The organism is Marinifilum breve, assembly GCF_003202155.1.
Classification (GTDB): Bacteria; Bacteroidota; Bacteroidia; order Bacteroidales; family Marinifilaceae; genus Marinifilum; species Marinifilum breve.
In genome coordinates this window covers 172,043-197,111 of record NZ_QFLI01000005.1, presented here as the reverse complement: position 1 = coordinate 197,111, position 25,069 = coordinate 172,043, and the positions used below count along the sequence as shown (strand labels likewise).

At 35.2% G+C, this 25,069-nt stretch carries 20 protein-coding genes; 10 read left to right on the top strand and 10 right to left on the bottom strand.

The features are described from left to right. Positions 1–5 precede the first annotated feature (5 nt). Both DF185_RS12770 and purE read right to left on the bottom strand, forming a co-directional pair. Positions 6–818: a PorV/PorQ family protein gene (locus tag DF185_RS12770; RefSeq protein WP_110361137.1), complete on the bottom strand. Its 813-nt coding sequence runs from the start codon at positions 816–818 to the stop codon at positions 6–8. Positions 819–1,030: 212 nt separating this feature from the next. Next, positions 1,031–1,537, bottom strand: a complete 507-nt coding sequence (purE, locus tag DF185_RS12765) for a 5-(carboxyamino)imidazole ribonucleotide mutase (RefSeq protein ID WP_110361333.1) — start codon at positions 1,535–1,537, stop codon at positions 1,031–1,033. 405 nt (positions 1,538–1,942) lie between these two features. On the opposite strand from purE, the gene hpt reads away from it, so the two are divergent. The 7 genes from hpt to DF185_RS12730 all read left to right on the top strand — a co-directional run bounded on the left by hpt (position 1,943) and on the right by DF185_RS12730 (position 10,890). After that, positions 1,943–2,482, top strand: a complete 540-nt coding sequence (hpt, locus tag DF185_RS12760) for a hypoxanthine phosphoribosyltransferase (RefSeq protein WP_110361136.1) — start codon at positions 1,943–1,945, stop codon at positions 2,480–2,482. Between the two features lie 3 nt (positions 2,483–2,485). Beyond that, the gene (locus DF185_RS12755) at positions 2,486–3,091 is read left to right on the top strand and encodes an adenylate kinase (RefSeq protein ID WP_110361135.1); all 606 of its coding nucleotides are present in this window, start codon (positions 2,486–2,488) and stop codon (positions 3,089–3,091) included. Positions 3,092–3,103: 12 nt separating this feature from the next. Continuing rightward, on the top strand, positions 3,104–4,093 hold the full coding sequence (gene obgE / locus DF185_RS12750) for a GTPase ObgE (protein ID WP_110361134.1): 990 nt from the start codon (positions 3,104–3,106) through the stop codon (positions 4,091–4,093). Positions 4,094–4,106: 13 nt separating this feature from the next. After that, positions 4,107–4,799: a phosphatase PAP2 family protein gene (locus DF185_RS12745; protein WP_110361133.1), complete on the top strand. Its 693-nt coding sequence runs from the start codon at positions 4,107–4,109 to the stop codon at positions 4,797–4,799. 1,024 nt (positions 4,800–5,823) lie between these two features. Then, positions 5,824–7,656 carry a DNA topoisomerase IV subunit B gene (locus DF185_RS12740; RefSeq protein ID WP_110361132.1) on the top strand — a complete coding sequence of 611 codons (1,833 nt, stop codon included), beginning with the start codon at positions 5,824–5,826 and terminating at the stop codon, positions 7,654–7,656. A gap of 57 nt (positions 7,657–7,713) precedes the next feature. Continuing rightward, positions 7,714–10,329, top strand: coding sequence for a DNA gyrase/topoisomerase IV subunit A (locus DF185_RS12735; RefSeq protein WP_110361131.1), 2,616 nt, complete (start codon positions 7,714–7,716; stop codon positions 10,327–10,329). Positions 10,330–10,368: 39 nt separating this feature from the next. After that, a complete protein-coding gene (locus DF185_RS12730) occupies positions 10,369–10,890 on the top strand; it encodes a shikimate kinase (RefSeq protein ID WP_110361130.1) in 522 nt (173 codons plus the stop codon). On the opposite strand, the gene hxpB is transcribed toward DF185_RS12730, so the two are convergent. Beyond that, positions 10,868–11,521, bottom strand: a complete 654-nt coding sequence (gene hxpB / locus DF185_RS12725; protein WP_110361129.1) for a hexitol phosphatase HxpB — start codon at positions 11,519–11,521, stop codon at positions 10,868–10,870. The two genes, DF185_RS12730 and hxpB, sit on opposite strands and share 23 nt — an antisense overlap. A gap of 144 nt (positions 11,522–11,665) precedes the next feature. Here hxpB and DF185_RS12720 point away from each other — a divergent pair, with 144 nt between their 5' ends. From DF185_RS12720 to DF185_RS12710, 3 genes are read left to right on the top strand one after another with little or no spacing between them, the layout of a single operon-like run. Further along, complete coding sequence (locus DF185_RS12720; RefSeq protein ID WP_110361128.1) at positions 11,666–12,595, top strand: ATP-binding cassette domain-containing protein; 930 nt, start codon at positions 11,666–11,668, stop codon at positions 12,593–12,595. Between the two features lie 7 nt (positions 12,596–12,602). Then, entirely contained in the window at positions 12,603–13,328 is a 726-nt protein-coding gene (locus DF185_RS12715) for an ABC transporter permease subunit (RefSeq protein WP_110361127.1), read from the top strand. A 17-nt stretch (positions 13,329–13,345) separates the two neighbouring features. Then, complete coding sequence (locus tag DF185_RS12710; protein ID WP_110361126.1) at positions 13,346–14,860, top strand: GldG family protein; 1,515 nt, start codon at positions 13,346–13,348, stop codon at positions 14,858–14,860. A 357-nt stretch (positions 14,861–15,217) separates the two neighbouring features. Here the strand turns inward: DF185_RS12710 and DF185_RS12705 are convergent, their stop codons facing one another. The 7 genes from DF185_RS12705 to pfkA form a co-directional block, all read right to left on the bottom strand. After that, the gene (locus tag DF185_RS12705; RefSeq protein WP_110361125.1) at positions 15,218–16,906 is read right to left on the bottom strand and encodes a lytic transglycosylase domain-containing protein; all 1,689 of its coding nucleotides are present in this window, start codon (positions 16,904–16,906) and stop codon (positions 15,218–15,220) included. A 12-nt stretch (positions 16,907–16,918) separates the two neighbouring features. Then, positions 16,919–17,584: a DUF5683 domain-containing protein gene (locus tag DF185_RS12700; RefSeq protein WP_133250031.1), complete on the bottom strand. Its 666-nt coding sequence runs from the start codon at positions 17,582–17,584 to the stop codon at positions 16,919–16,921. A gap of 25 nt (positions 17,585–17,609) precedes the next feature. Continuing rightward, positions 17,610–18,485: a ParB/RepB/Spo0J family partition protein gene (locus DF185_RS12695; RefSeq protein WP_110361123.1), complete on the bottom strand. Its 876-nt coding sequence runs from the start codon at positions 18,483–18,485 to the stop codon at positions 17,610–17,612. A 20-nt stretch (positions 18,486–18,505) separates the two neighbouring features. Beyond that, positions 18,506–19,309 (bottom strand): ParA family protein, encoded by an 804-nt coding sequence (locus DF185_RS12690; protein ID WP_110361122.1) that lies wholly within the window; start codon positions 19,307–19,309, stop codon positions 18,506–18,508. Positions 19,310–19,523: 214 nt separating this feature from the next. After that, the gene (locus DF185_RS12685; protein ID WP_207784643.1) at positions 19,524–20,525 is read right to left on the bottom strand and encodes a bifunctional heptose 7-phosphate kinase/heptose 1-phosphate adenyltransferase; all 1,002 of its coding nucleotides are present in this window, start codon (positions 20,523–20,525) and stop codon (positions 19,524–19,526) included. Between the two features lie 105 nt (positions 20,526–20,630). After that, positions 20,631–23,105, bottom strand: coding sequence for a replication restart helicase PriA (gene priA, locus DF185_RS12680; RefSeq protein WP_110361121.1), 2,475 nt, complete (start codon positions 23,103–23,105; stop codon positions 20,631–20,633). Positions 23,106–23,209: 104 nt separating this feature from the next. After that, positions 23,210–25,057: a 6-phosphofructokinase gene (gene pfkA / locus DF185_RS24075; protein ID WP_110361120.1), complete on the bottom strand. Its 1,848-nt coding sequence runs from the start codon at positions 25,055–25,057 to the stop codon at positions 23,210–23,212. Positions 25,058–25,069 lie beyond the last annotated feature (12 nt).

Below are 25,069 nucleotides of genomic sequence, written 5' to 3'. Positions count from 1 at the left end.
CGGTTTTAAAATTGGAAACTGATATCGGCCGATGGAGTGTATCCAAGAACAGGGTGTCGGGAGAAGGCAATGTTGGTTTTTAGGTTAGAGATGTTATAACCTATTCCAAAACTTATTGAATTTGGATGGTTATATGCTCCTGCCCGAAAGAATAATTTTTCATTTACAGGGTATTCTATTCCTGCTTTTATTTGTGGGTCATCATCAATATTCTTTAGTATTTCAGAACTAATGATGGCTCCGTTTGATAATTTCCATGAAATTCCAAATCTACCTACTGTTGGAATTTTATCATCGTAATCCCAGGTTTCAAACTTTTCCTGTGTAGGATTAGACAGATGGAAACCCAAATAGAAATTTGGAGCAATTTCTGCTAACAATCCAAATTCGAATGTATACTTTGATTGTGCTCCATATTCGGCATTTAGTTTTTTTCTTATTTGATTGAGTTGTAGGCCAGCCCAAAAATGTTTTCCTAAGGCTCTGGAATATGAAAATCCGATTTTAGACTCTTTGTAAAGTTCAAAACCAAATTGAGTGTAGTTGCCAGAAAAGCACCCAAATTTACTTGGAATGTTGATGAGGAACGATTTGGTGCTTAATTCTTTGTTTGTGAATCTATTTTCGTAGTAAGCACCAAAAGATTTTTTCTTTAGCAATGCAAGGCCAGCTTGGTTGTGGAAGCCTGACCATTCATCAAAGAGCGCAACCGATGCATTTCCCATTGCAAAATACCTTGCACCTGCAGGTCTGTTTTCATTCGAGCAGAAAACCTTTATTGAGATGAATAGAAGAATGAATAATAAAAATTTGCGCATAGTATAGTTAAAAACTGTTTTACAGGATATTTACATACCAATGTCTTATAAGCAAGGCTTACAATTAAAAAAGCCTTGTCTTTTATGCGCTCTGATTTTTATCTATTCTTAATTTGGTTGATTGATGTCAAAAATCATAGTTAAATTAAAATAAAAAATCTGCATATCATAACGAAATGCAGATTTATTTCTATAAATAGGATTATGCTTTCCTAGTTCGTCTTGTAATCGTATTTTACAGTCGATAATTCTTCGTTTGCTTTAACGATTTTTTCTTTCAATCCTTCTTTGAATTCAATTACAGCTTCTTGAAGGTCTGCGTCGCCTACAGCAAGAATTTGTGCTGCAAGAATACCTGCATTCATTGCACCGTTGATTCCAACTGTTGCTACAGGGATTCCTGGAGGCATTTGAGCAATACTTAAAAGAGCATCCATTCCATCAAGTGATGCCTTAATTGGTACACCGATTACAGGAATCGAAGTCATAGCTGCAATTACACCTGGAAGGTGAGCTGCCATTCCTGCTCCGGCAATGATTGCCTGAATACCGTTTTCTTTTGCGTTTTTAGCAAATTTTTCAACTTGCTCAGGGGTTCTGTGTGCAGATAATGCATTGATTTCAAAAGGAATCTTGAAGTCGTTAAGAACTTTTGCCGCTTTTTCCATAACTGGCAGGTCCGATGTGCTGCCCATTATAATGCTAACTTTTGCTTTCATTTGGTTTTTTCGTGGATTTAATAAATAAAATGACAAAAAATTGTACTTTTGCAGCAAAATCAGGAATTGTTTTAATCCCAAAATGTGAACCTGCATCCGTCGCTAATTTTATAGCGTAAAAATGAAAAAAAAATATGTATGTTCCATGTGGAGTTGAAACATTTTTTATTTCCTGAAAAGAATAAAGATAAAATTACATTAACGATAGCTTAGGGCATTGCCTTAAACGCCCGATAACTCAGAAAATTTCTGACAGGGGAAGTCGGACAACTAAGACAAATTATTAAAGACTGATGAAACAAACATGATTTAAATAATCATTAACCCGATAGCTATCGGGGACACAACAATGATTATTTTAATCTTGTGGCTTCCATCTGACAAATTAAAGAAAATTAAAAACAGATGAAAACTGTAAAACTTCTTGATCGAGAATTTCGTGTATCAATTCCAGCAGAGGATATTGATAAGGTAATTGCCCAAATGGCTGAAAAAATGAATAAAGAATTGGCTGGGAAAGATCCTTTGTTCATTTGTATTTTAAATGGTTCATTCATGTTTGCATCAGATTTGATGAAGCAAATTACTGTTGAAAATGCACAAATTACTTTCATGCGTTTGTCATCTTACGAGGGAACAAGCACAACGGGTAAAGTGAAAAAATTAATGGGTTTTACCGAAGACTTGAAAGATCGTACAGTTGTATTGTTAGAAGATATTGTGGATACTGGAATCACAATTTCTAATACTTTAGAGCAGATCAAAGATTACGAAGCAAAAGAAGTGTTGGTAGCAACAATGTTGTTCAAACCAAAAGCATTAATCAGAGATGTGAAATTACACTATGTTGGAATGGAAATTCCTAACGATTTTATTGTTGGTAGAGGTTTGGATTATGATGGAATTGGAAGAAACCTACCAGATATCTACACTGTAATTGATTAAATAATGTTGAATATTGTTTTGTTTGGACCTCCAGGTTCGGGGAAGGGCACGCAATCTAAATTGATACAAGATAGATTTGGCTTGATCCATCTTTCAACTGGAGATGTATGCAGGGAGGAGATTAAAAAAGCTACACCAGAAGGATTGGAAGCGAAGCGACTAATTGATGGAGGTAACTTTTTTCCGGATAAGTTGGCGTATCGCATTGTAGAGAAGTTTATCGACTCGAATAGCGAAGCGAAGGGGTTTGTGTATGATGGAATGCCTCGTCATGTAGGTCAAGTTCCTGTTTTTGCAGAAATGCTTGCCAAGCGAGATAGTATTGTTGATATTGTGGTCGAGCTAAAAGTAGACGAAGAGGAGTTGATTCAACGTTTGTTGAAAAGAGGCGAAACTTCAGGTCGACCAGATGATAGTGGACGCGAAGTAATTGAAAAGCGTTTGCGAATTTATGATGATGTAACTGCGCCAATCGCAGAAGAATATAAAAAATCAGGTGTTTACTACTCTGTTGATGCAATGGGATCGATGGATGAGGTTTTGGATAGAATTTCAAAACTAATTGGGGAGAAATTATCTCTTACACCTGTATTTGCCGAAGTACGATAGAAAAGAAAAGCTATGTCAGGATCTAATTTTGTTGATTACGTAAAGATTTTTTGTAGATCGGGAGCTGGAGGAAATGGTTCAACCCACCTTCATCGTGATAAACTAACGATGAAAGGAGGTCCTGATGGTGGTGATGGTGGTCGCGGAGGTCACATCATTATCCGTGCAAACGCACAATTATGGACTTTAATTCACTTAAAATTTAGTCGTCACGTATTTGCTGGCGACGGAGGATCGGGTAGCCAAAGTAGAAGTACGGGGTTCGATGGTGAAGACAAGGTGATTGAAGTGCCATTGGGAACTGTTGCCCGTGATGCAGAAACCGGAGAGGTTATTTTCGATGTAACCGAAGATGGAGAAGAGAAAATCCTTGTAAAAGGTGGACGAGGTGGATTAGGAAACTGGCATTTCAGATCTTCTACCAATCAAACTCCAAGATATGCACAAACTGGTGAAGAAAGAGTTGAGAGATCGGTTATTTTGGAACTGAAAGTTCTTGCTGATGTTGGTTTGGTAGGATTTCCAAGTGTTGGTAAATCAACTTTGCTATCAGTTGTTTCTGCGGCCAAACCTAAAATTGCCGAATATCACTTTACTACATTGGTTCCTAATCTTGGAATTGTTGCTTATCGCGATGATCGTTCTTTTGTTATGGCCGATATTCCGGGAATTATTGAAGGAGCTCATGAAGGTCGAGGCTTAGGTTTACGATTTTTACGACACATCGAACGAAATTCTGTCTTGCTATTTATGGTAGCTGCCGACAGTGATGACATACATAAGGAATACAAGATTCTTCTGAATGAATTGAAACAGTTCAACCCTGAATTATTGGACAAGCAAAGATTACTTGCAATCACCAAATCAGACATGTTGGATGAGGAGTTAATGGACGAAATTAAACAAGATTTGCCGGATGTTCCTTGTGTTTTTATATCTTCGGTGGCTCAAAAGGGAATCATGGAGTTGAAAGACATGATTTGGAAAGCAATTAATGAATAAAAATAATTAGCGAATGGATACCTTAATTCAATTGGATAAAGAACTTTTTATGTGGTTTAATAGCCATAATACACCGTTTTGGGATGTTGTAATGATGTTTTTTACCCGAAAAGAATTTTGGATTCCATTGTACCTTTTGCTTTTGTATCAGATTTACAAAGTGAAAGGAAAAGAAGCCATTTACTGGATTTTAGGTGCATTTTTATTAATATTTTTGTGTGACCAGATTTCTACTCAACTATTCAAAAATGTGTTTGAAAGATTTCGTCCAAGTCACGATCCTAGTTTGAAAGGAGTTGTGAATTTGGTTAGTGGTTATACAGGTGGTCGATATGGATTTGTGTCCTCTCATGCAACGAATTCATTTGGATTTGCACTTTTTACATCTCTACTGTTTAGAAATAAATTATACACATTCTTCATATTTTCCTGGTCTTTATTGGTCGTTTATACCCGTATCTATCTTGGAGTTCATTTTCCTGGTGATATCATTGGAGGTATGATTTTAGGCCTGATCATTGGTTATGGTGTTTATCGTTTAACCAAGTGGTTCTCAAACTCTCGTAAAGGGCCATTAACACGGGGTAGACGAAACATTCAATCTCTTACTTATTCCGCAGCCTGGTTAATTTTAGGAGTAGCTTCTATCGAAATTGTTACCATTTGTTTGGTGGTAAGAAAGCTATTAAAATACGGTTTGTTTTAGAAAGGATTTAAATTTACTCTTTACAAATACAATCTGATTTTTTCTTGCTCTAAAAAGGGCTAAGAAATTCAGAGAAGCAAAACTTACAATTAAAATAAACCTGAGAAAGCTGGATTTTTAAAATTCCACTGTGAAAAATCTCTCAGAAACTCAGATCACACCATTTTCATTGTAAAAAGCGCTGAGAAAGCCAGAGAAATCAAATTTACACTTGAAATTGGACTGTGAAGGCTGGATTTTTAAAATTTCGCTTTGAAATACCCTTAGAAACTCAGATCAGTCAATTTTCATTGTAAAAAAGGAGTAAAACAAGCTGGAGAATTGAAATTTACATGGAAAACAGGAGTGAGAAATTCCGATCTGGAAAATTCAAATTAAAATTCCTTTCAGAAAGTCAGATTTTTTCATTTTTACTCGGAAAAAGAGTGAGAAATCCAGAGAAATGAATTTTTCATTGGAAAAAGGAAGTGAGAAATTGAGATTCTCAAAATTTCAAGCAAAAAGATTCTCCGAAAGACAGTTTACTCCATTTTTCAAGCAGAAAGACTTTGAGAAGGCCAGATAAAATGAAAATGCCTTGTAAATCGGCTCAGAAACTCAGATTTAGAAAAAACACAATAAAATTTACACTCAGAAAGCCAGCGAACACTTGTCTCCCCTTAAAAAAGCTTTCTCTGCAGGAAGAATTTGGAGCGTAAAATAAAAAAATGGCATTTCAAAGCAGATTATATTTACTCAAATTTATCAATTTGTGTTCTGTTGATTTGATATCCCTTTTAGACATGGAATTTCATGATTTCTTAGATTATGGTTAAGTTTTAAGGGTGATTTTTTTAAAAATTAAGTGTTGTCTTAATTTGGAATGAATTTTATTTTGAAAATCATTTGAATTGATTTTTAGAGATATAAGTTTTTAGTTGTCTTTTCTGAAATGCTTATTTTTAAAGCCTTTTAACAGCCTGTTGATAAACTACTTTCTTAGGAATCGTTCTTTTAGCTATATTTGTAAAAACGCGAAATTTTCATGACTGCAAAATATTCTGAAGACTCAATACGTACACTCGACTGGAAAGAACATATCCGTAAACGTCCCGGGATGTATATCGGGAAATTAGGCGATGGTTCTTCCCATGATGATGGTATCTACATTTTATTAAAAGAAGTAATTGATAACTCCATTGACGAATTTGCAATGGGTATTGGTAAATCAATAGAGGTTACCATTACCGATCGTAAAGTTACCGTTCGTGATTATGGGCGAGGGATACCATTGGGAAAGGTGATCGATGTAACTTCTAAGATGAATACCGGGGCCAAATACGATTCAAAAGCCTTTAAAAAGTCGGTTGGATTGAATGGTGTAGGTATTAAAGCCGTAAATGCTTTGTCGGATGAATTCATTATTGAATCTTTTCGAGAGGGAGAAGTAAAAAAAGCCCAATTTTCGCGAGGTGTTCTTTTAGCGGAGGAAGAAATTCAGCCATCGGAAGAAAAGAATGGGGTTAAGATTACCTTCCATCCCGATGAGGAGATGTTTGCGAACTACAGATTTATTTCGGAGTACATCGAAACCATGCTAAAGAACTATGTGTATCTGAATGCAGGTCTTTCGATCTATTTTAACGGTCAGCGATTTTTATCCAGAAATGGATTATTGGATTTGCTGAATGAGAATATGAATTCTGAAGGCTTATATGATATTGTCCACATGAAAGGGGATGATATTGAAATTGCACTTACACATGGCAGACAATATGGTGAGGAGTATTATTCGTTTGTAAACGGACAGCATACAACACAGGGAGGAACACACCTTGCAGCATTTCGTGAAGCAGTTGTAAAAACGGTACGCGATTTTTACAAGAAAGATTTCGATACATCGGATATCAGAACTTCAATAATTGCAGCAATTAGTGTGAAAGTTGAGGAACCGGTTTTCGAATCGCAAACCAAAACCAAACTAGGATCTAAAGATATTGGTCCAAATGGGCCATCGGTTCGTAATTTCATTATGGATTTTGTGACTTCGAATTTGGATAACTATTTGCACAAAAATCCAGAGGTTGCAGACATCTTGCATAAAAAGATTCTTGAAAACGAGAAAGAGCGTAAAGCGATTTCAGGAATCAAGAAAATTGCAAAGGAAAGAGCAAAGAAGGCAAGCCTTCACAACCGAAAGTTGCGCGACTGTAGAGTCCACTTTAATTCAAAGCACGAATCAAAATCAGAAACCTCAATTTTTATTACCGAGGGTGATTCGGCAAGTGGATCGATTACAAAATCGAGAAATGTAAACACACAGGCTGTATTTAGCTTGAAAGGGAAGCCGCTTAATACCTATGGACTGACCAAAAAAATTGTTTACGAGAACGAGGAATTTAACTTACTACAAGCAGCCTTAAATATTGAAGATGGAATGGAAGGCTTGCGTTATAACAACGTAATTATTGCAACGGATGCCGATGTGGATGGTATGCACATTAGGTTGCTGTTGATTACCTTCTTCCTTCAGTTCTTCCCAGATTTGGTAAGAGGAGGACATCTTTACATTTTACAAACACCTTTATTCAGGGTTAGAAATAAGAGAAAAACTTTCTATTGCTACTCTGATGAGGAAAGAGAGAAGGCAATTAAACGTTTGGGAGCAAAACCCGAAATTACGCGATTTAAGGGATTGGGTGAGATTTCCCCTGACGAATTCAAAAATTTTATTGGAAAAGACATCAGATTAGATCCGGTCGTGATGAAAAAAGATGATTCAGTTTCAGGAATGTTGGAATTCTACATGGGTAAGAATACACCAAAACGACAGGAGTTTATTATCGACAACTTGTATGTTGAAAAAGATGAGTTGTAAGGATTAAAAACCCACAATCAGTAAATCGAATAAAAACCATTAAACCCAAAAATCTCTATGAGTAGCGAAGAGAGACAAGATATGGAGAACCCGGAGGAGTTGGACAACGAAGTGAACGGTGCCCAATCAGAAGCCATGAGAAATGTTACTTACCTTTCTGGTATGTATCAGGATTGGTTTCTGGATTATGCATCATATGTAATTTTGGAACGTGCAGTACCTTATGTGAACGATGGATTAAAGCCTGTTCAGCGTAGGATTTTGCATGCTATGAAACAATTGGATGATGGGCGTTACAATAAGGTTGCGAACATTATTGGTAACACCATGCAGTATCACCCTCATGGTGATGCATCTATTGGTGACGCCTTGGTGCAATTGGGACAAAAGGATTTGTTGATCGATACTCAGGGAAACTGGGGAAATATACTTACGGGTGATTCTTCTGCAGCTCCTCGTTATATTGAGGCGCGTTTATCGAAGTTTGCCTTGGAGGTTTTGTTCAACCCGAAAACTACCAATTGGAAACTTTCTTACGATGGTAGAAATAAGGAACCAATTACGCTTCCTGTAAAATTCCCATTATTGCTGGCTCAAGGAGTAGAGGGGATTGCGGTTGGATTGGCTTCAAAAATATTACCACATAACTTTAACGAGTTAATTGATGCTTGTATTGCTTATCTGAAAGAAGAGGAATTCGTGCTATATCCTGATTTCCCTACTGCCGGAATGGTTGAGGTTAGTCGTTATAACGATGGATTAAGAGGGGGAGCAGTTAAAGTTCGTGCAAGAATTGAGAAGGTTGATAACAAGACTTTAAAGATTTCTGAAATTCCTTTTGGCAAGACTACTTCGAGCTTGATTGATTCAATTATTAAGGCAAACGATAAGGGGAAAATCAAGATCAAGAAGATTGATGATAATACAGCTGCTGATGTTGAAATTCTAATTCACCTGGCAAATGGTATTTCTTCAGATAAAACCATTGATGCACTGTATGCATTTACCGATTGTGAAACATCAATATCACCAAATGCCTGTATTATTGAAGATGATACACCAAAGTTTATTGGAGTATCAGAAATTCTTAGGAGATCGGCTGATAATACCGTTGCTTTACTGAAATTAGAGCTTGAAATTCGTAAGAATGAATTGGAAGAAGCTTGGCACTATGCATCTTTGGAAAGAATCTTTATCGAAAATAGAATCTATCGTGATATTGAGGAATGTGAAACCTGGGAATCGGTTCTTTCTACCATTGATGAAGGTTTGAAGCCACATACGCAGCATTTAATGCGAGCGGTAACCGAAGACGATATTGTTCGATTAACAGAGATTAAAATCAAACGTATCTCGAAATTTGATATCGATAAAGCGAAGGACTATATACAATCAATCGAGGATGAGATTGAGGAAATTAAAGTCCATATCGCCAATATTATACCTTTCACAATTCGATATTTCCAAGCCATTAAAAAGAAATATGGCAAAGGAAAAGAGAGAAAAACTGAAATCAGAAGTTTCGAGAATATTGTGGCAACCAAGGTGGTTGTGGCAAATCAAAAATTATACATCAATCGCGAAGATGGTTTCATGGGAACCAGCTTGAAGAAAGATGAATATGTATGCGAGTGTTCGGATATTGATGATGTGATTATTTTCAGAAAAGATGGAACTTACTTTGTAACCAAAGTTTCTGATAAATCATTTATAGGTAAGAATATCTTGCATATTGCTGTTTTCCGTAAGAACGATAAGAGAACCATCTACAATGTAGCCTATCGTGATGGACGTGGTGGAATTTGCTATGTGAAGCGATTCTCGGTAACCAGTATTACTCGAGATAAAGAGTATGATTTGACCAAAGGAACAACAGGTTCGAGAATTCTTTATTTCACGGCTAATCCTAATGGGGAAGCAGAAATTATTAGAGTAGTATTGAAGCCAAAACCAAGATTGAAGAAATTAAACTTTGAGTTTGATTTTGCAGAATTGGCTGTTAAAGGACGTGCATCAATGGGAAATATTCTTTCCAGAAACGATGTACACAAGATTACTTTGAAGCATGAAGGTGTTTCTACATTGGGTGGTCGTAAAATCTGGTTCGATCCGGATGTCTTGCGTCTGAATACCGATCAGCGAGGTGATTTCTTGGGAGAATTTATGGGAGACGATAGAATTCTTGTGGTGAGCAGGCCTTCTACTTTCCATTTTACCAGCTTCGATTTGAGCAATCATTATTCGGATAAGATCAGTATTATTGAAAAATTTGATGCAGAGAAGGTGTGGTCAGCTGTATTCTACGATGCAGATCAGGAATATTGGTACCTGAAGCGATTCACCATGGAAGGAAATGGCAAGCCAACGGGGTTTGTGGGCGATAATCCAGAGAACAAACTGTTGATTCTTACCGATGAAAAACATCCTAGGTTCGAGATTTCGTTTGGAGGTAAAAATGAAGATAGACCAAATGAAATTATAGAAGGAGAGGAGTTTATTGGAGTTAAATCATACAAGGCACGAGGAAAACGATTAAGTATCTACGAAATTGCCGAGATTGAAGAAATAGAACCACTTCCAAGGGAGAATGAAATTACAGAAGATTTGGAAAGTGAAGCAGTTGATGAGGTAACAACCGAAGACGATAAAAATCAAATTGAATTGAATATGTAATAATACAGGTGTCTCAGGCACCTGTTTTTTCTTATTGTTATGCGAATATTTTTAGTAGGATATATGGGGAGTGGAAAATCGCGTTGGGGTAAAATGATAGCCAATCATTATGGGCTTCGTTTTCTTGATTTAGATACCCACATTGAAGAACGTGAAGGAATGATGATTCCTGAAATATTTGCCAAATACAATGAGGAAGGGTTTCGAGAAAGAGAAAAAAGTGCTTTGCAATCTATTGTTGATATTGACAATGTGATTATCGCAACAGGAGGAGGAGCTCCTTGTTTCAATAATAATATGCAAGAGATGAATTCTTTGGGAGATACACTTTATATCGAGGGAACTCCTGAGTTATTGCGCGATCGAATTACAAGTTCAAAAACAGAGCGCCCTCTTGTAAAAAACTTTTCTCAAGAAGAGATGTTGGAATACATTCAGAACCATCTTAATTTCAGAAAACCTTTTTACGAGCAAGCAAAGCATAAAATTGTTACCGGTGATTTGGAGTTGGAAGATTTCATCCAAATCCTGGATCCAATTATAAACTCTCTAAATCGGTGATTTTAAAATCATTTAGACTGCCCAAAGTTTTATTTGCGATAATGAATTTTTTCAAATTCAATGCTCCTGATTCGGGGATAGCAAAACACTTCATATTCGCAGCTAGAGCTGATATCACACCATTTAAGGAATCTTCAAATACCAAACATTCACTTGGATTTACACCAAGCATTTTTGCGGTTGAAATGAAAATTTGAGGATGAGGTTTGCCATACTCTTCGTACTCTGCAGAATGAACAACTTCAAAATATTCTCGAATGTTCAATTTGTCCAGAACAGCTTCAATAATGTTCATTTTCGATGATGAAGCTAATCCTAGCTTTACGGATGATTGCTTTAAGTTTTCTAAAGTATTATACACGCCAGTTAAAGCTTTTCCTTTTGCTTTAACCAATTTAATTACATGGTTTACGATAGAGTCAACAACTTCCGTCTTGCTTTTATGATTCCAGTTTTGAATTTCCCACATGGCATCTACAACTTCATCAATTCTTTTCCCCATGAAAATTTCAAACATTTCTTTATTTGTTTTAATTCCCAATGAGTTGAATACAAGGTTTTCACTCTCTTGCCAAAATGGTTCTGAGTCGATTAGCAACCCATCCATGTCAAAAATCACCGCTTTAATCATGTGGCAAAAGTAGTATTTTTTTAAATGATATTTTAAATTGATAGATTTTATCAAATTGTTAATAATTGTTAAATCACTGACTGTCTAATCATAGAAAAGTCGATTTTTTTAAATTTGTTAGATACCAAATGAAAGTTTCTAAATATGGATATAGTTGTTGAGCATCTGACTAAAAGATATGGCCCGCAAAAAGCTGTAGACAATGTTTCTTTTCGTGTAAAAGCAGGAGAAGTATTAGGCTTTTTAGGACCGAATGGTGCGGGAAAGACAACCACGATGAAAGCAATTTCCTGTTACATAAACCCAGATGAGGGAGATGTTAAAGTTGGAGGTTATTCTATAAAAGAGCATCCTGAAATAATAAAGAAGAATATTGGCTATTTGCCTGAGAATAATCCTCTTTATCAGGATATGAATATTATTGATTTTTTAGAGTTTATTGCGAAAATTCATGGTATTCCCAGATACTTAATTCCCGAGCGAATTTTGGATATGGTTCGAATTTGTGGACTTGAAGGAGAAAAGCACAAGTTGATTAGTGAGCTATCTAAAGGATATCAGCAAAGAGTTGGTTTGGCTCAGGCTTTAATTCACGATCCTGAAATTTTAATATTGGATGAGCCTACTACAGGATTAGATCCCAATCAGATTGTTGAAATTAGAGAGCTAATAAAAAGAATTGGGAAGGAGAAAACCGTAATACTAAGCTCTCATATTCTTGCGGAAGTAGAAGCAACTTGTGACCGAATCTTAATCATTAACAATGGTAGAATCGTTGTTGATGGTACAGCTGAGGAATTAAGGAAACAGGCTGCAGGGAACGAAATTTTGAAACTGGGAATTCAAGGAGGTGATGTAAATGATATTTTCGAAAGTTTATTGAATTTAGAAACTGTTGATTCTGTGGATTTCATCGACATCGATAAACAGTTGTTTGAGGTGCAATCATTGAAGGAGGAAACCTCAGTTAAGCCTATTTTTGATTTATGTGTCCGAAACAATTATTATATTTCGGAATTAACACCAACCGAGAAGAAATTGGAAGATATTTTCCGTCAGTTAACTCTTCATTAATAGATTTATGAAGCAAATTTTACACATTGCATATCGAGAGCTAAATTCCTTTTTTGATTCGCTTACAGCCTATGTATTAATTGTGATTTTTCTAGGCTTTAGTGGATTTTTCACATGGATTTACGGTGCAGATGTATTCTTTTTAGGACAGGCGAGTCTTGATACTTTTTTTACTGTAGCATACTGGAGTTTGTTTGTTTTTATTCCTGCGTTAACTATGAGATCTATTGCAGGTGAGTTAAAGGCAGGTACTCTGGAATTGTTACTCACCAAACCTGTAAGTGATTGGCAACTAATTTTAGGGAAGTTTTTGTCAACTTTTTTTCTAATAGGAATAGCTTTAACACCTACATTGTTCTACTATTTTACTTTGTGGGGCATTGGTCCTGTTGATCACTCAGCAATTGTCCTAGGATATTTAGGTTTGCTCTTGATGAGCATGGTATATATAAGTATTGGGTTGTTAACAAGTTGCTTGTTTTCAAATCCAATCGTTGCATCTTTAACGGCATTGTCAATTGGAATATTTTTCCATATTATTTTTGATGTTTTGGCTGCAAATTTTGTTGGATTTACAGGAAGTGTATTTAGTTTTTTGAGTTTATCCACACATTTTGAGTCAATTACTCGTGGTGTTGTTGATACAAAAGATTTAATTTATTTCTTTTCAATTTCGTTCTTTTGTTTGTATTCGTCTAAAATGATTCTTTCGAATAGAAACCTGCAAGTATAATGTGTTAGATATTAAAGATGATAAAAAGAAGAAAAGTTGTATATAATATTTTAATGGTGGCTGGCTTGTTGATTGTGTTGAATTCACTTTCTTCAATGTTTTTTCTAAGAGCCGATTTTACCGAAGATAAAAGGTATACCTTAGATCGTTCAACAAAACGTATCTTGAGAGAGGTAAATGAGCCAATTATTATCACTTTATATATTTCTGAAGACCTACCTACCGACGTAAATAGAACTGTTAAGGATTTAAAAAACTTACTAACAGAGTATAGTCATTATAGCAATAGAAAAATTGATTTTGAATACATCAATCCAAATAAAAATGAAGAGCTCGAACAAGAAGCTATAGAAGCTGGAATTCACCCAGTACCATTAGAAATTAGGGAAAAAGATCAGCTAAAGGTCCAAAGGGTCTTTTTAGGTATGGTAATACAGGTTGGTAATGAGTTTGAAGCAATTCCTCTGATTAAGCCTGGAATTGCTATGGAATATACTTTGTCTACTTTAATCAAGAGGTTAACCATTAAAGATAAACCTCAAATTGGTTATATCATGGGGCATGGAGAGCCAGAATTTGCATCTATTGAACAAGTGTTGGATGAATTATCAATATTGTATGATGTAAAACCTGTTTATCTTCTGGCAGAACCTGATTTGGAAAAATATGAATGCTTGATGTTAATTGGTCCAACTGGTACAATTTCCCCAACTCAATTAGGAAGCCTTGATAATTATCTTGAAAAAGGTGGATCGTTGATGATAGCGATGGAGCGAGTTAGGGGAATGCTAAATGATGGTATAGGAGTAACTGTAAACACAGGTTTGGAAAAATGGCTTGAGAAGAAAGGATTATATGTGGAAGATTCTTTTATTGTTGATAAAAAATGTGGTACAGTAACAGTGCAACAGCAAGGATTTTTTTCATTCCCACAGCAAATTAATTTTCCATTTTTACCTGTCATTTCTCAATTTACAAATCATAGTATAACGGATGGTATTGAAACTCTGATTTTACAATTTGCCAGTCCGATAAAGTATGTGGGTGATACTTTAATGAATTACCAACCATTGGCATATACATCAAAAATATCAGGAAAATTGAAAGCTCCTATAAGCTTTAATATTGGCAGAAATTGGAGAGCACAAGACTTTTTGTATCCAGATTTAACTGTTGCTGCTACTTTATCGGGGGCGATGGGTGGAGAAGAAGAAGCCAAGATATGTTTGATTGGTGATGGAGACTTTATTGTAAACGGATTTGGTGCAAATAAAATTTCAATTCAAAAAGACAATATTAACCTTTTTGCTAATGCGATAGATTGGCTTTCAGATGACTCAGGGTTAATGAGCTTAAGAACAAAAGGCGTATTGTCGCGACCATTGAAAGAAATTTCCGATGGAAAAGTATTTATGATCAAGTATTTTAACTTTTTAATTCCAGTGGTACTTTTAATTGCTTATGGAGTGATAAGATTTAAACGAAGAAGCAACAGAAGAAGTAAAAGGATGAGACCTGGATTTATAAAATAAGGATGGAAATGTGTTGTTCCCGGCTTCCGGCAAATCGGGGAATGATTTTACCGGAAGCTAATTAGCATATCAATGAATCGGGGAACAAATAAAAACTTATTGTTTTTATTTATCGAAAGCAATTTAATTATATTAAGGTCACTAATCAAAAAAAATCTTTCTTTGTGCATCATGCTATGCTTAAAAATGTATGTAAGTCACAGTATATTAAAGTTATCAGGTGTTGTAAAATTTGTTAATTTAAAAATAATTTAAATAACGGAACTGATGATTTGTTTATAAATTAGAAGAATTTGTTTATAAATCCCATAAAAAAAGCGAAGATATTTCTTCGCTTTTTTTATGCAGTATGTAAGATTAACTCTTTCGTTTAATTCTTAATTTTTGCCCTACTTTAAGACTTCTGGCATCATTAATATTATTCAATTTCATAATATCGTGGTTCGAAACCCCAGGGAATTTTTTAGCAATTGTCCAGAAATTATCACCTCTTCGTACCGTATAGTAAACATACGATCCGTCTGTTTTTTTAGGTGTATTTGTAGCAGCAACAGCAGTGCTTGTGGAACTTACTTTTTTTCCCAATGTAGCTTGTTTTTGTGCATAGCTCATACTGTTGAAGTTTTGGTAATAATCAGCTTTAGATTTAGGAACATAAACTACTAGTTTTTGTCCTACTTTAATTAAGTTTCTTCTGATATTATTCCAGTAGCGCAAATCAGAGGTCCTAATGTGAAACCATGACGCAATCAAACCTACTGCATCACCAGGCTTTACTTTGTAGTATACCTTAGCCTTGTTTTTCGGTGTTACATGAGCAAATTTTTGATACCTGTCTCTAGGGTTAACAACCTTATCTTTTTGGCTGAAATAATAATCCTTCTTGTACGCAAAAATTGAATCTTGCATATCGATGAATTTTGAGGTTAATTTTAACGGAAGTTTAAGGGAGTATGCTTTTCCTCCAGGTAAAATATCAGCTCGATATTGTGGATTTAAATCTCTTAATTGTTCTTTAGGAATATTAATCACTTTCGAAACTTGATCGAAATGTAAAGTTTCATTAATCATTAAGGTATCGCATGCAATTGGGAAATTCGATTTCTTAGGATAAAGGTTGTGCTCCTTGTGATAATTGAAAGTGTATATAGCAGCAATAAAAGCTGGAACGTATCCTCTGGTTTCACGAGGTAAACGATAATAGATATCCCAGTAATTTCTTTTACCACCACTACGTCGAATAGCTTTGTTAACATTTCCAGGCCCACAGTTGTAAGCAGCAATTACCAAATGCCAATTGCCATACACTTTGTACATATCCTTTAAATATTTAACCGCAGCATAACTCGATTTTACAGGGTCTCTTCTTTCATCAACAAATGAGTTGATGTTTAGTTTGTACATGCGCCCTGTTCCATACATGAATTGCCATAAACCACTGGCTCCAGCACGTGATAATGCTTTAGGATTTAATGCCGATTCAATAATTGGAAGGTATTTTAATTCTTGAGGCAAGCCTTCTTTATCTAGAATTTCTTCGAAAATTGGGAAATAATATTCCGATAATCCCATCATGTATTCAACTTGAGATCTTCTCTTTTCTGAATATAGTTTAATGTAGTTTTTAACTATCTTGTTGTAAGATAAATCAATTAAAGAAGGAATTTGCTTTAAGCGATCAATGTATACAGAATCGTTTAAAGTGATATTGGTATTTACCTTTTCGCTACTGTAATTAGAATCTGTGTTTTTTATATACCATAGATGTAATAAGCTATCCAGATTACTTGAAAAATTGGTGTTGATATTATCATCTAGATCGTAACGTACATCAACATTGTTTAATTTTAGAAATGCCAGGGTATCTGTTTCTGATTCAGGTTCACTTACAGTAATTTCATTACTCGCAGTATCTATAGCAGGTAGAGTATTTTCAATTACTTCTTGCTCTTGCTTAATATTTTGTGTTGTAGATTGCTTAATTGTACTGCATGCCAATGCAGTTACCGATAAAATTATGGGTATAAAAAAAATCTTTCTTCTCATTGTCTCTCTCGTCTAAAAAGTAATTTGGCATCTAAATCCAAGCGTATTGCCCGTAAAGGCTGAGTAGCTTACTGCAGGTTCTACCCTAATAGTAAGTTCTTCGTTCACATTAAAATTCATTAAATGTGCATCAACGGCAGCATCAATGATATTTAATACGTAAACTCCGGCTAAAATGATATAGCTGAGATCTCTGTCGTGTTTGTATGAGTCTTTATTGTTTTGTAATTGTGTTTTGAACCAGTTATCAAAAGTAGCTGAAGAATTTTCAAAGTCAAATCCATCAGTGTAAAGGCCTTCATAACTTTTCGAATCAGGTTCAGGAATTGGAGTTTCTAAATCAGGAGACTGATATTTATAGTCATAGTATAGAGAAAAATCCCTAAATCCATCCTTGTATTTGTTAAAGTTTTTGGTATTCCAGTTAATCGCGTAAATGGTAGCACCAATTCCAGCGTAAAGGATAGGGATTTTCCAGTACTTTTTATTATATGCCTGACCTAAACCTGGCAGAATTACCGAATACATTGTAGCCTTATGAGGAGAGTGTATTTTAACACTTGATTCCACCTGCACGGTATCAGCTGTAAATTTCTGAGCCTGAACTTTTGAGTTTCCAGCAAAGATTAAAACAAGCAATACCGCCACTGTATTTAAAAGTGGGCGTAAATTGTTCAATTTTAATTGTTTTATGTGTTACTATTTACGAATTCATTTGATCCATAACGGCTAAAATACGCTCTAAATCATCATCCGATTTAAATGGGATAATGATTTTTCCTTTACCGTTATTGGTACGCTTTAAATCAACTTTAGTTTTAAAATGTTGTGAAAGATGGTCTTTTAATGACTCATACTCTTTAGGCAATGAAGTTTTGGAAGGAGCTTTTTTATCCTTACTGCCTTTGTTTAATTCACGAACCAACTCCTCAACTTTACGCACTGAGAAATCATTCTCAACGGTTAGCTTAAAAATGTCAAGCTGAGATTTAGGATCGTCAACATTTACAAGAGCTCTTGCATGCCCCATAAGAAGCCTTTTCTCGCGAATTCCTTTCTGAATTTCGGCAGGTAGTTTAAGTAATCGTAAATAGTTGGATATGGTGGAGCGTTTTTTTCCGACACGTTCGGATAAACTCTCCTGTGTTAGTTTAATTTCATCAATTAATCTTTGGTAACTAATGGCAACTTCAATAGAATCAAGATCTTCGCGTTGGATATTTTCAACCAATGCCAATTCCAACATTTTATCGTCATCAGCAAGGCGAATATATACAGGAACACTGTTTAAACCCGCAATTTTAGCAGCTCTAAAACGTCGTTCCCCGGCAATAAGCTGGTAAGAATTGTTATTGATTTTTCGCACTGTTAGCGGCTGCACAATACCTAATTCTTTAATAGATTGGGCAAGTTCATTTAAAGCTTCCTCGTCAAATTTTGTTCTAGGTTGGTAAGGATTGGCTTCGATTTTTGAAATTTCAATTTCGTTGCTTATACTTTTTTCTGGTTTTGCCTGTACTTCATCAACGTCGTCGATTAATGCACCTAATCCCCTTCCTAATGCGCTTTTTTTTGCCATGTTACTCTTTCAATGTTTTATTATTCGCTGATAATCTTTTCTTTATTACTCATTTTGGTCATGTTGTTGTTCTGCAACAATTCGCGGGCCAAATTTAAGTAATTAATTGCACCTGCCGAGTCTGCATCGTAAAGAATTGCAGGTTTTCCGTAACTTGGTGCTTCTCCAAGTTTGGTGTTACGTTGGATAATGGTTTCAAATACCATATCCTGAAAATGCTTTCTTACTTCGCTAACTACCTGGTTTGATAATCTTAAACGGCTATCGTACATGGTTAAAAGGAAGCCTTCAATTTCCAATTCGGTATTTAAACGAGATTGAATGATTTTAATTGTGTTTAAAAGTTTTCCAAGACCTTCCAATGCAAAATATTCACACTGAACAGGAATGATAACTGAATCTGCAGCAGTAAGTGCGTTAACAGTGATTAAGCCTAAAGATGGAGAACAGTCTATCAAAATAAAATCGTAATCAGGGCTAACTTTTTCTAAAACCTTAGAAAGAATCTTTTCACGATTTGATAGGTTAAGCATTTCAATTTCAGCACCAACCAAATCAATATGAGAAGGAATAATATCAAAACCTTCAATATCACTTGTAAGAACTGCCTCTTTTGGATTAATTCCGTCAACTATACATTCATAAATGCTATTCTCGATAGAACGAACATCATAACCTATTCCTGATGTTGAATTAGCCTGTGGATCAGCATCAATAATCAGTACCTTATATTCCAAAACGGCAAGGCTCGAAGCCAGGTTGATAGCCGTTGTGGTTTTCCCAACCCCTCCTTTTTGGTTCGCCAGAGCAATAATTTTAGCCATAAACAATTCTTATTACAAGGATTTAAATTAAATTTTTTGATGTAGTTTCAAAGATACAATTTTAAGCGACATTTAAAATTTTGAGTCATTCTAAAATACAAACAGAAACCAATAAATTATCAACATATTACTTGTTTGATTTCAGAAAATGTTCTAAAATCAACTTCTTTAATATCAATTATTTTCATAATCGAAAATAACAGTTTAAATGATTTTAAACTTGTGCGAATAATTTAATGCTTTCTTTAAGCAATTGTTCTTTTTTGATTGGTACAACTACAGGAATTTCACATACAATTCCACCAGCTAAATTCGAAATTGCAGCAATCTCTTTCGCATTCATGCCTGCCGCTACACAAAGTGTTGCAACACTAATTACAGTATCACCAGCACCCGAAACATCTGCAATTTCACGAACCACCGCTGGAATATGTTCGAATGTATCGTCATTACTAATAAAAACACCAAGCTCAGAAAGTGTTATTAACAACTTGCTAATACCCATTTTATTCTGGAATTTTTTAGCTTCCGCAAATAATCCTTCAATATTGCCTTTTTCGAGATTAAGGTTTGAACCTTCAACAAATTCTTTAAAGTTAGGTTTGAATAAGGTTACGTTTCTATAATCTGAATAGTGACGCTTTTTAGGATCAACAAGAATTGGAATGTTTTTATCGTTTGTAAGCTCAGTAATTTCGTCAATTACTTTTTTGGTGATAACTCCTTTATCGTAATCTTCAAAAATAACAGCATGAATTTCATTCTTGTTAATCAAATTTTTGATATGGTGGATAAATTCAGCTTCAATCTCGTCTGCTAACTCGTGGGTGTCTTCTTCATCTACACGAATAATGTGTTGATTATCACTAATGAATCTGGTTTTGACTGTTGTTCTTCGGTGATCGCTTACAACAACTCCAGACTGCTCATCTTGAATTTCGGTAAGAAGGTTTAAGAATTCTTTTCCTTTTTCATCACTACCAATTACAGAACAAAGAATTGGATTCGCACCCATAGATTTGATATTCAGAGCTACATTGGCGGCACCACCCAGTCGGCTTTCTCGATTAACACAGGAAACAATTGGTACAGGAGCCTCAGGTGAGATTCGGTCAACCTTGCCCCAAACATAGGCATCCACCATTACATCACCAATAATTAGGACATTATAATCGGAAAAACTCTCAAAAGTTTTTTCAAGTTCAGTTTTGTTCACAATAATTCGATTTTCGAGATTATTTAAGCAAAGATAAACAAATTCGTTTGTTGGTTAACACGAAAGAAAATCCTTATGTTTTTTTAACACTTAACTCCTTTAGCTTTACATTGGATCCACATCAAAATTGATTTGTATGCTTTTAAATTTTTCAATCTCCTTCAAGAAATTTGCTTGTTGATTCAGAATCCATTTGGCTTTTGCAGGTGAACTTTTCTTTTCAATTTTTAATAGAATATTCACAATAAATGAATTTTGAATTCGATTTATCACTGGAGATTGAGGACCAAAAACTCTAATTCCGAAAATTTTACGAAGAGAGTTGGCAAAATAATTGGCAGCTTCGTTAACCAAACGTTGATTCTTGTGTTTTAAACTAATGTTGATTAAGCGATAAAATGGAGGATAGATATATTCTTTACGCTCTGCAATCTGTGAAGAATACATCTCAAAATAATCATTCTTAACAACGTTTTTGATAATTTCATGTTCAGGTGTATAGGTTTGAATCAATACTTTGCCTCTTTTCTTTTTTCTACCTGCACGGCCTGAAACCTGTGCCATCATCTGAAAACTTCTTTCATATGCTCTAAAATCTGGATAATTGAGCATAGAATCGGCATTTAAAATTCCTACCAAACCAACATTGTCAAAATCCAAACCTTTCGAAACCATTTGTGTTCCAACCAAGATATCCAACTCATGCTTTTCGAATTGATAAATTAGTTTTTCGTATGCATTTTTCTTTCTGGTTGTATCCAAATCCATTCTGCCAACTTTGGCTTCAGGAAAATAGGAGAGAAGTTCTTCTTCAATTTTTTCTGTTCCGAATCCTCTGTCTTCCAAACCAGATGAGCCACAGTGCTCACAATTGTTTGGAGGAGTCATGCCATGACCACAATAATGACAAACCAATAAATTGTTATGACGATGATAAGTAAGACTTACAGAGCAATTTGGACAATGAGGAACCCATCCACAAGACTTGCATTCCAAATATGGAGCATATCCTCTTCTGTTTTGAAATAAGATGATTTGTTCTTTGTTTTCCAAACTTTCAGTCATGTGTGACATTAATTCTGGAGAAAAAATAGATTTCATCATTTTCCTTCTTCTCGCTTCTTTAATATCAGCAACAATGATTTCTGGCATTTCAATTTCCTGGTATCTTTTAAATAATTCCACCAAACCGTATTTGCCTGTTTGAGCATTATAATAGCTTTCTACCGCAGGAGTTGCAGTTCCCAAAAGGGTTTTTGCGCCATGTAAATTGGCAAGATATAAAGCTGCATCTCGTGCATGATATCTTGGAGCAGGATCAAATTGTTTGTAGGTGTTTTCATGTTCTTCATCAATAATAATCAATCCTAAATTATTGAAAGGAAGAAAAACAGATGACCGAACGCCCAAGATTACTTGGTAGGCTTTATCAGTTTTATTTTCTAATACGTTATTGTATATCTCAACTCGTTCTGAATCGTTGAATTTTGAATGGTAAACACCAACCTTATTGCCAAATACTGACTTTAAACGGTTAATGATTTGAGTGGTTAGGGCAATTTCAGGTAGTAAGTAAAGAACTTGTTTTCCAAGTTTTAATTGTTCTTCAATTAAATGAATATAGATCTCGGTTTTACCACTAGAAGTTACACCATGCAAAAGCACGCAATTTTTGTGTTCGAAGTTGTCCCGAATTTCATTTATTGCAATTTCTTGATGTGGGTTTAACTCCTTTAATCCTGTAGTATTGATTGAACTCAGATCTAATCGGTCTAATTTTTCGAAGTAAAACTTTAAAATATTCTTATCTACCAACGATTTTAATATTGCTCTCGAACAATCAACAGATTTTAAAAGTTCATTGCTGCTAACTTTCTCTGGTTTCTCTTCAAAATAATGCTTGGAAAGATTTAGATAAGAGTAAAGTAATTCTTGTTGTTTTTTTGCACGCTTCAATCCATTTAATATTTCACCAATTTCTTCCTCTGTGAAATTGGAATGCAGACTAACAAATTCTTGTTTTTTCTCTTTGTATCCAGATGAAATGTGCTCTTCTATCACAACAGCACCTTTGTCAAGTAGTGACTTTATTTGTGGAAGTGTATTTTTTAATCCTGTTGCTTGATTTAAGCTGGCAATACTAACATCTTTCGATTTGCTTAAAATGTTTAGGATTTGATCTTCGGTTTTACTTAGAGCATTATCAGCAACAAATTCTTCGTTAAGGATAATTTTTGTTTGGCTCTCCAATTTTAAACCAGAAGGTATGGCAGCCTTGTACACATCGCCCAATACTGATTGATAGTATTGCGATATCCAATCCCAAAATTTTAATTGAAAATTATTAATTACCGGAAAGTCATCCAAACAAGATAATATGTCTTTTACCTTGTAATCGGCAGGGGCATTATTGTGAAGTGCTTGAACAATGCCTGTGTACAGTTTTTTTGTGCCTAACGGAACAACTACCCTTTTCCCAATGGCCATTTGGTTTTTAAACTCATCTGGAATAGAATAAGTATAAACACCGGCCAATGGAAGTGGCAGTATAATATCTGCGAAATTTAGGTTATTGTTCATTTTTGAGGCATTTTCCCCAAAGTTATTAGTTCTGATTGAAATCCCAAGGCAGGAATCTCAATCAGAAGAAATATAACTTGAACAAAAGCTGTCGCAAATTTTAATTAGATAGAAAGAATTTCGTTGATACGTAGGTATGTATCCTTAACTTTCTTCTTGTTTTTAATGGTTTTGTTGAAAGGAACGTGAGTTACATCACCGTGAACCATTCCTACCATTATACTTTTTTGATCATCCAATAATGCATCAACGGCAGCAACACCCAAAGTAGAAGCAGTTACACGGTCGAATGCTGATGGAGAACCACCACGCTGCATGTGACCAAGTACTGACACACGAATGTCATATTCAGGATGTTCTTTTTCAATTTCTTTGGCAATTGTATATGCACCACCCGACTTATCACCTTCGGCAACAATAACAATACCACTTGATTTGTGCTCTTTATAACCTTTTTCAAGGTAAGCTTGCAATTCTTTAGCGTGAGTTTCTTTCTCAGGTATCAAAATAGCCTCAGCACCAGTTGCAATACCACTACGCAATGCGATAAAACCAGCATCACGCCCCATTACTTCAATAAAGAATAAACGGTTGTGAGCACTTGCAGTATCACGAATTTTATCAACAGCATCGATTACTGTATTGATTGCAGTATCGTAACCAATTGTATAGTCAGTACCATACAAGTCGTTATCAATGGTTCCTGGGATACCAACAACCGGAATATCGTGCTCTTGTGTAAAGATACGAGCTCCCGAAAAAGTACCATCACCACCGATTACCACTAAAGCATCGATTTTGTTATCAAGCATTTGCTGATAAGCTTTCTGTCTTCCCTCTACGGTTCTAAACTCCTCGCTTCTTGCCGAACGAAGAATAGTACCTCCTTTTTGCAGGATGTTACTTACATCGTGAGATTTCATTTTCTTGAAATCACCATTAATAAGGCCTTCATAACCTTGTTTGATACCTACAATTTCAAGTTTGTTGAAGATTGCAGTGCGAACAACTGCTCGAATCGCCGCGTTCATGCCTGGAGCATCACCTCCTGATGTAAGTACACCAATTTTCTTAATTCTTGACATGCTAATATTTATTTTATTTTCAAGTTTGATTTTCTCAGTAATTTCGTTCATTAACCAACCAGGAGTAGATGTTGCTCCACTAACACCAACTGATTTTGCATTGGCAAACCAACTAACATCAATATCCTGCGGTTCTGATATGAAATAGCTATTTCGATTTATGCCTTTGCAAACATCGAATAGTAATTTTCCATTAGAACTTTTCTTTCCGCTTACGAAAACAATTACATCATGTTTTTGCGCAAACTCTTTAATTAAAGGTACTCGATTTGCAACTTTACGACATATTGTGTCATGAGCTTTAAATGGAGCCTTCATTATTTTTTGTAATTCTTCGCGAAGCAAATTAAACCCTTCAAGAGTTTTGGTTGTTTGTGAGAACAATTCTGATGGCAAGTCAGGATTAACCGATTTTAGGTCTTTTGTTGTTTCAATAACAATTGCCTTTCCACTGGTTTGACCTACCAATCCGTTTACTTCGGCATGGCCTTTTTTTCCGTAAATTAGAATTTGGCCATTTACCTTTTTAAGTTCGCGGAATGACTTCTTAATTCTTTTTTGAAGGTTTAAAACTACCGGACAAGTGGCATCAACAATATCAATCTTATTCTTTTTTGCAATGCGATAAGATGAAGGTGGTTCGCCATGTGCGCGAAACAGTACTTTCCTTTCCTTTATTCCTTTGAACTCATCATGCTCGATTGTTTGTAATCCTAAATCATTTAGACGATTTACCTCAATACTGTTATGAACGATATCGCCAATACAATATAGTTGATCATCTTTACTTAAATTTTCTTCAGCTTTGTTTATGGCATTTACTACGCCAAAACAAAAACCAGCATTAGGATCGATTTCAATCTTCATTTCTTTCTTCTC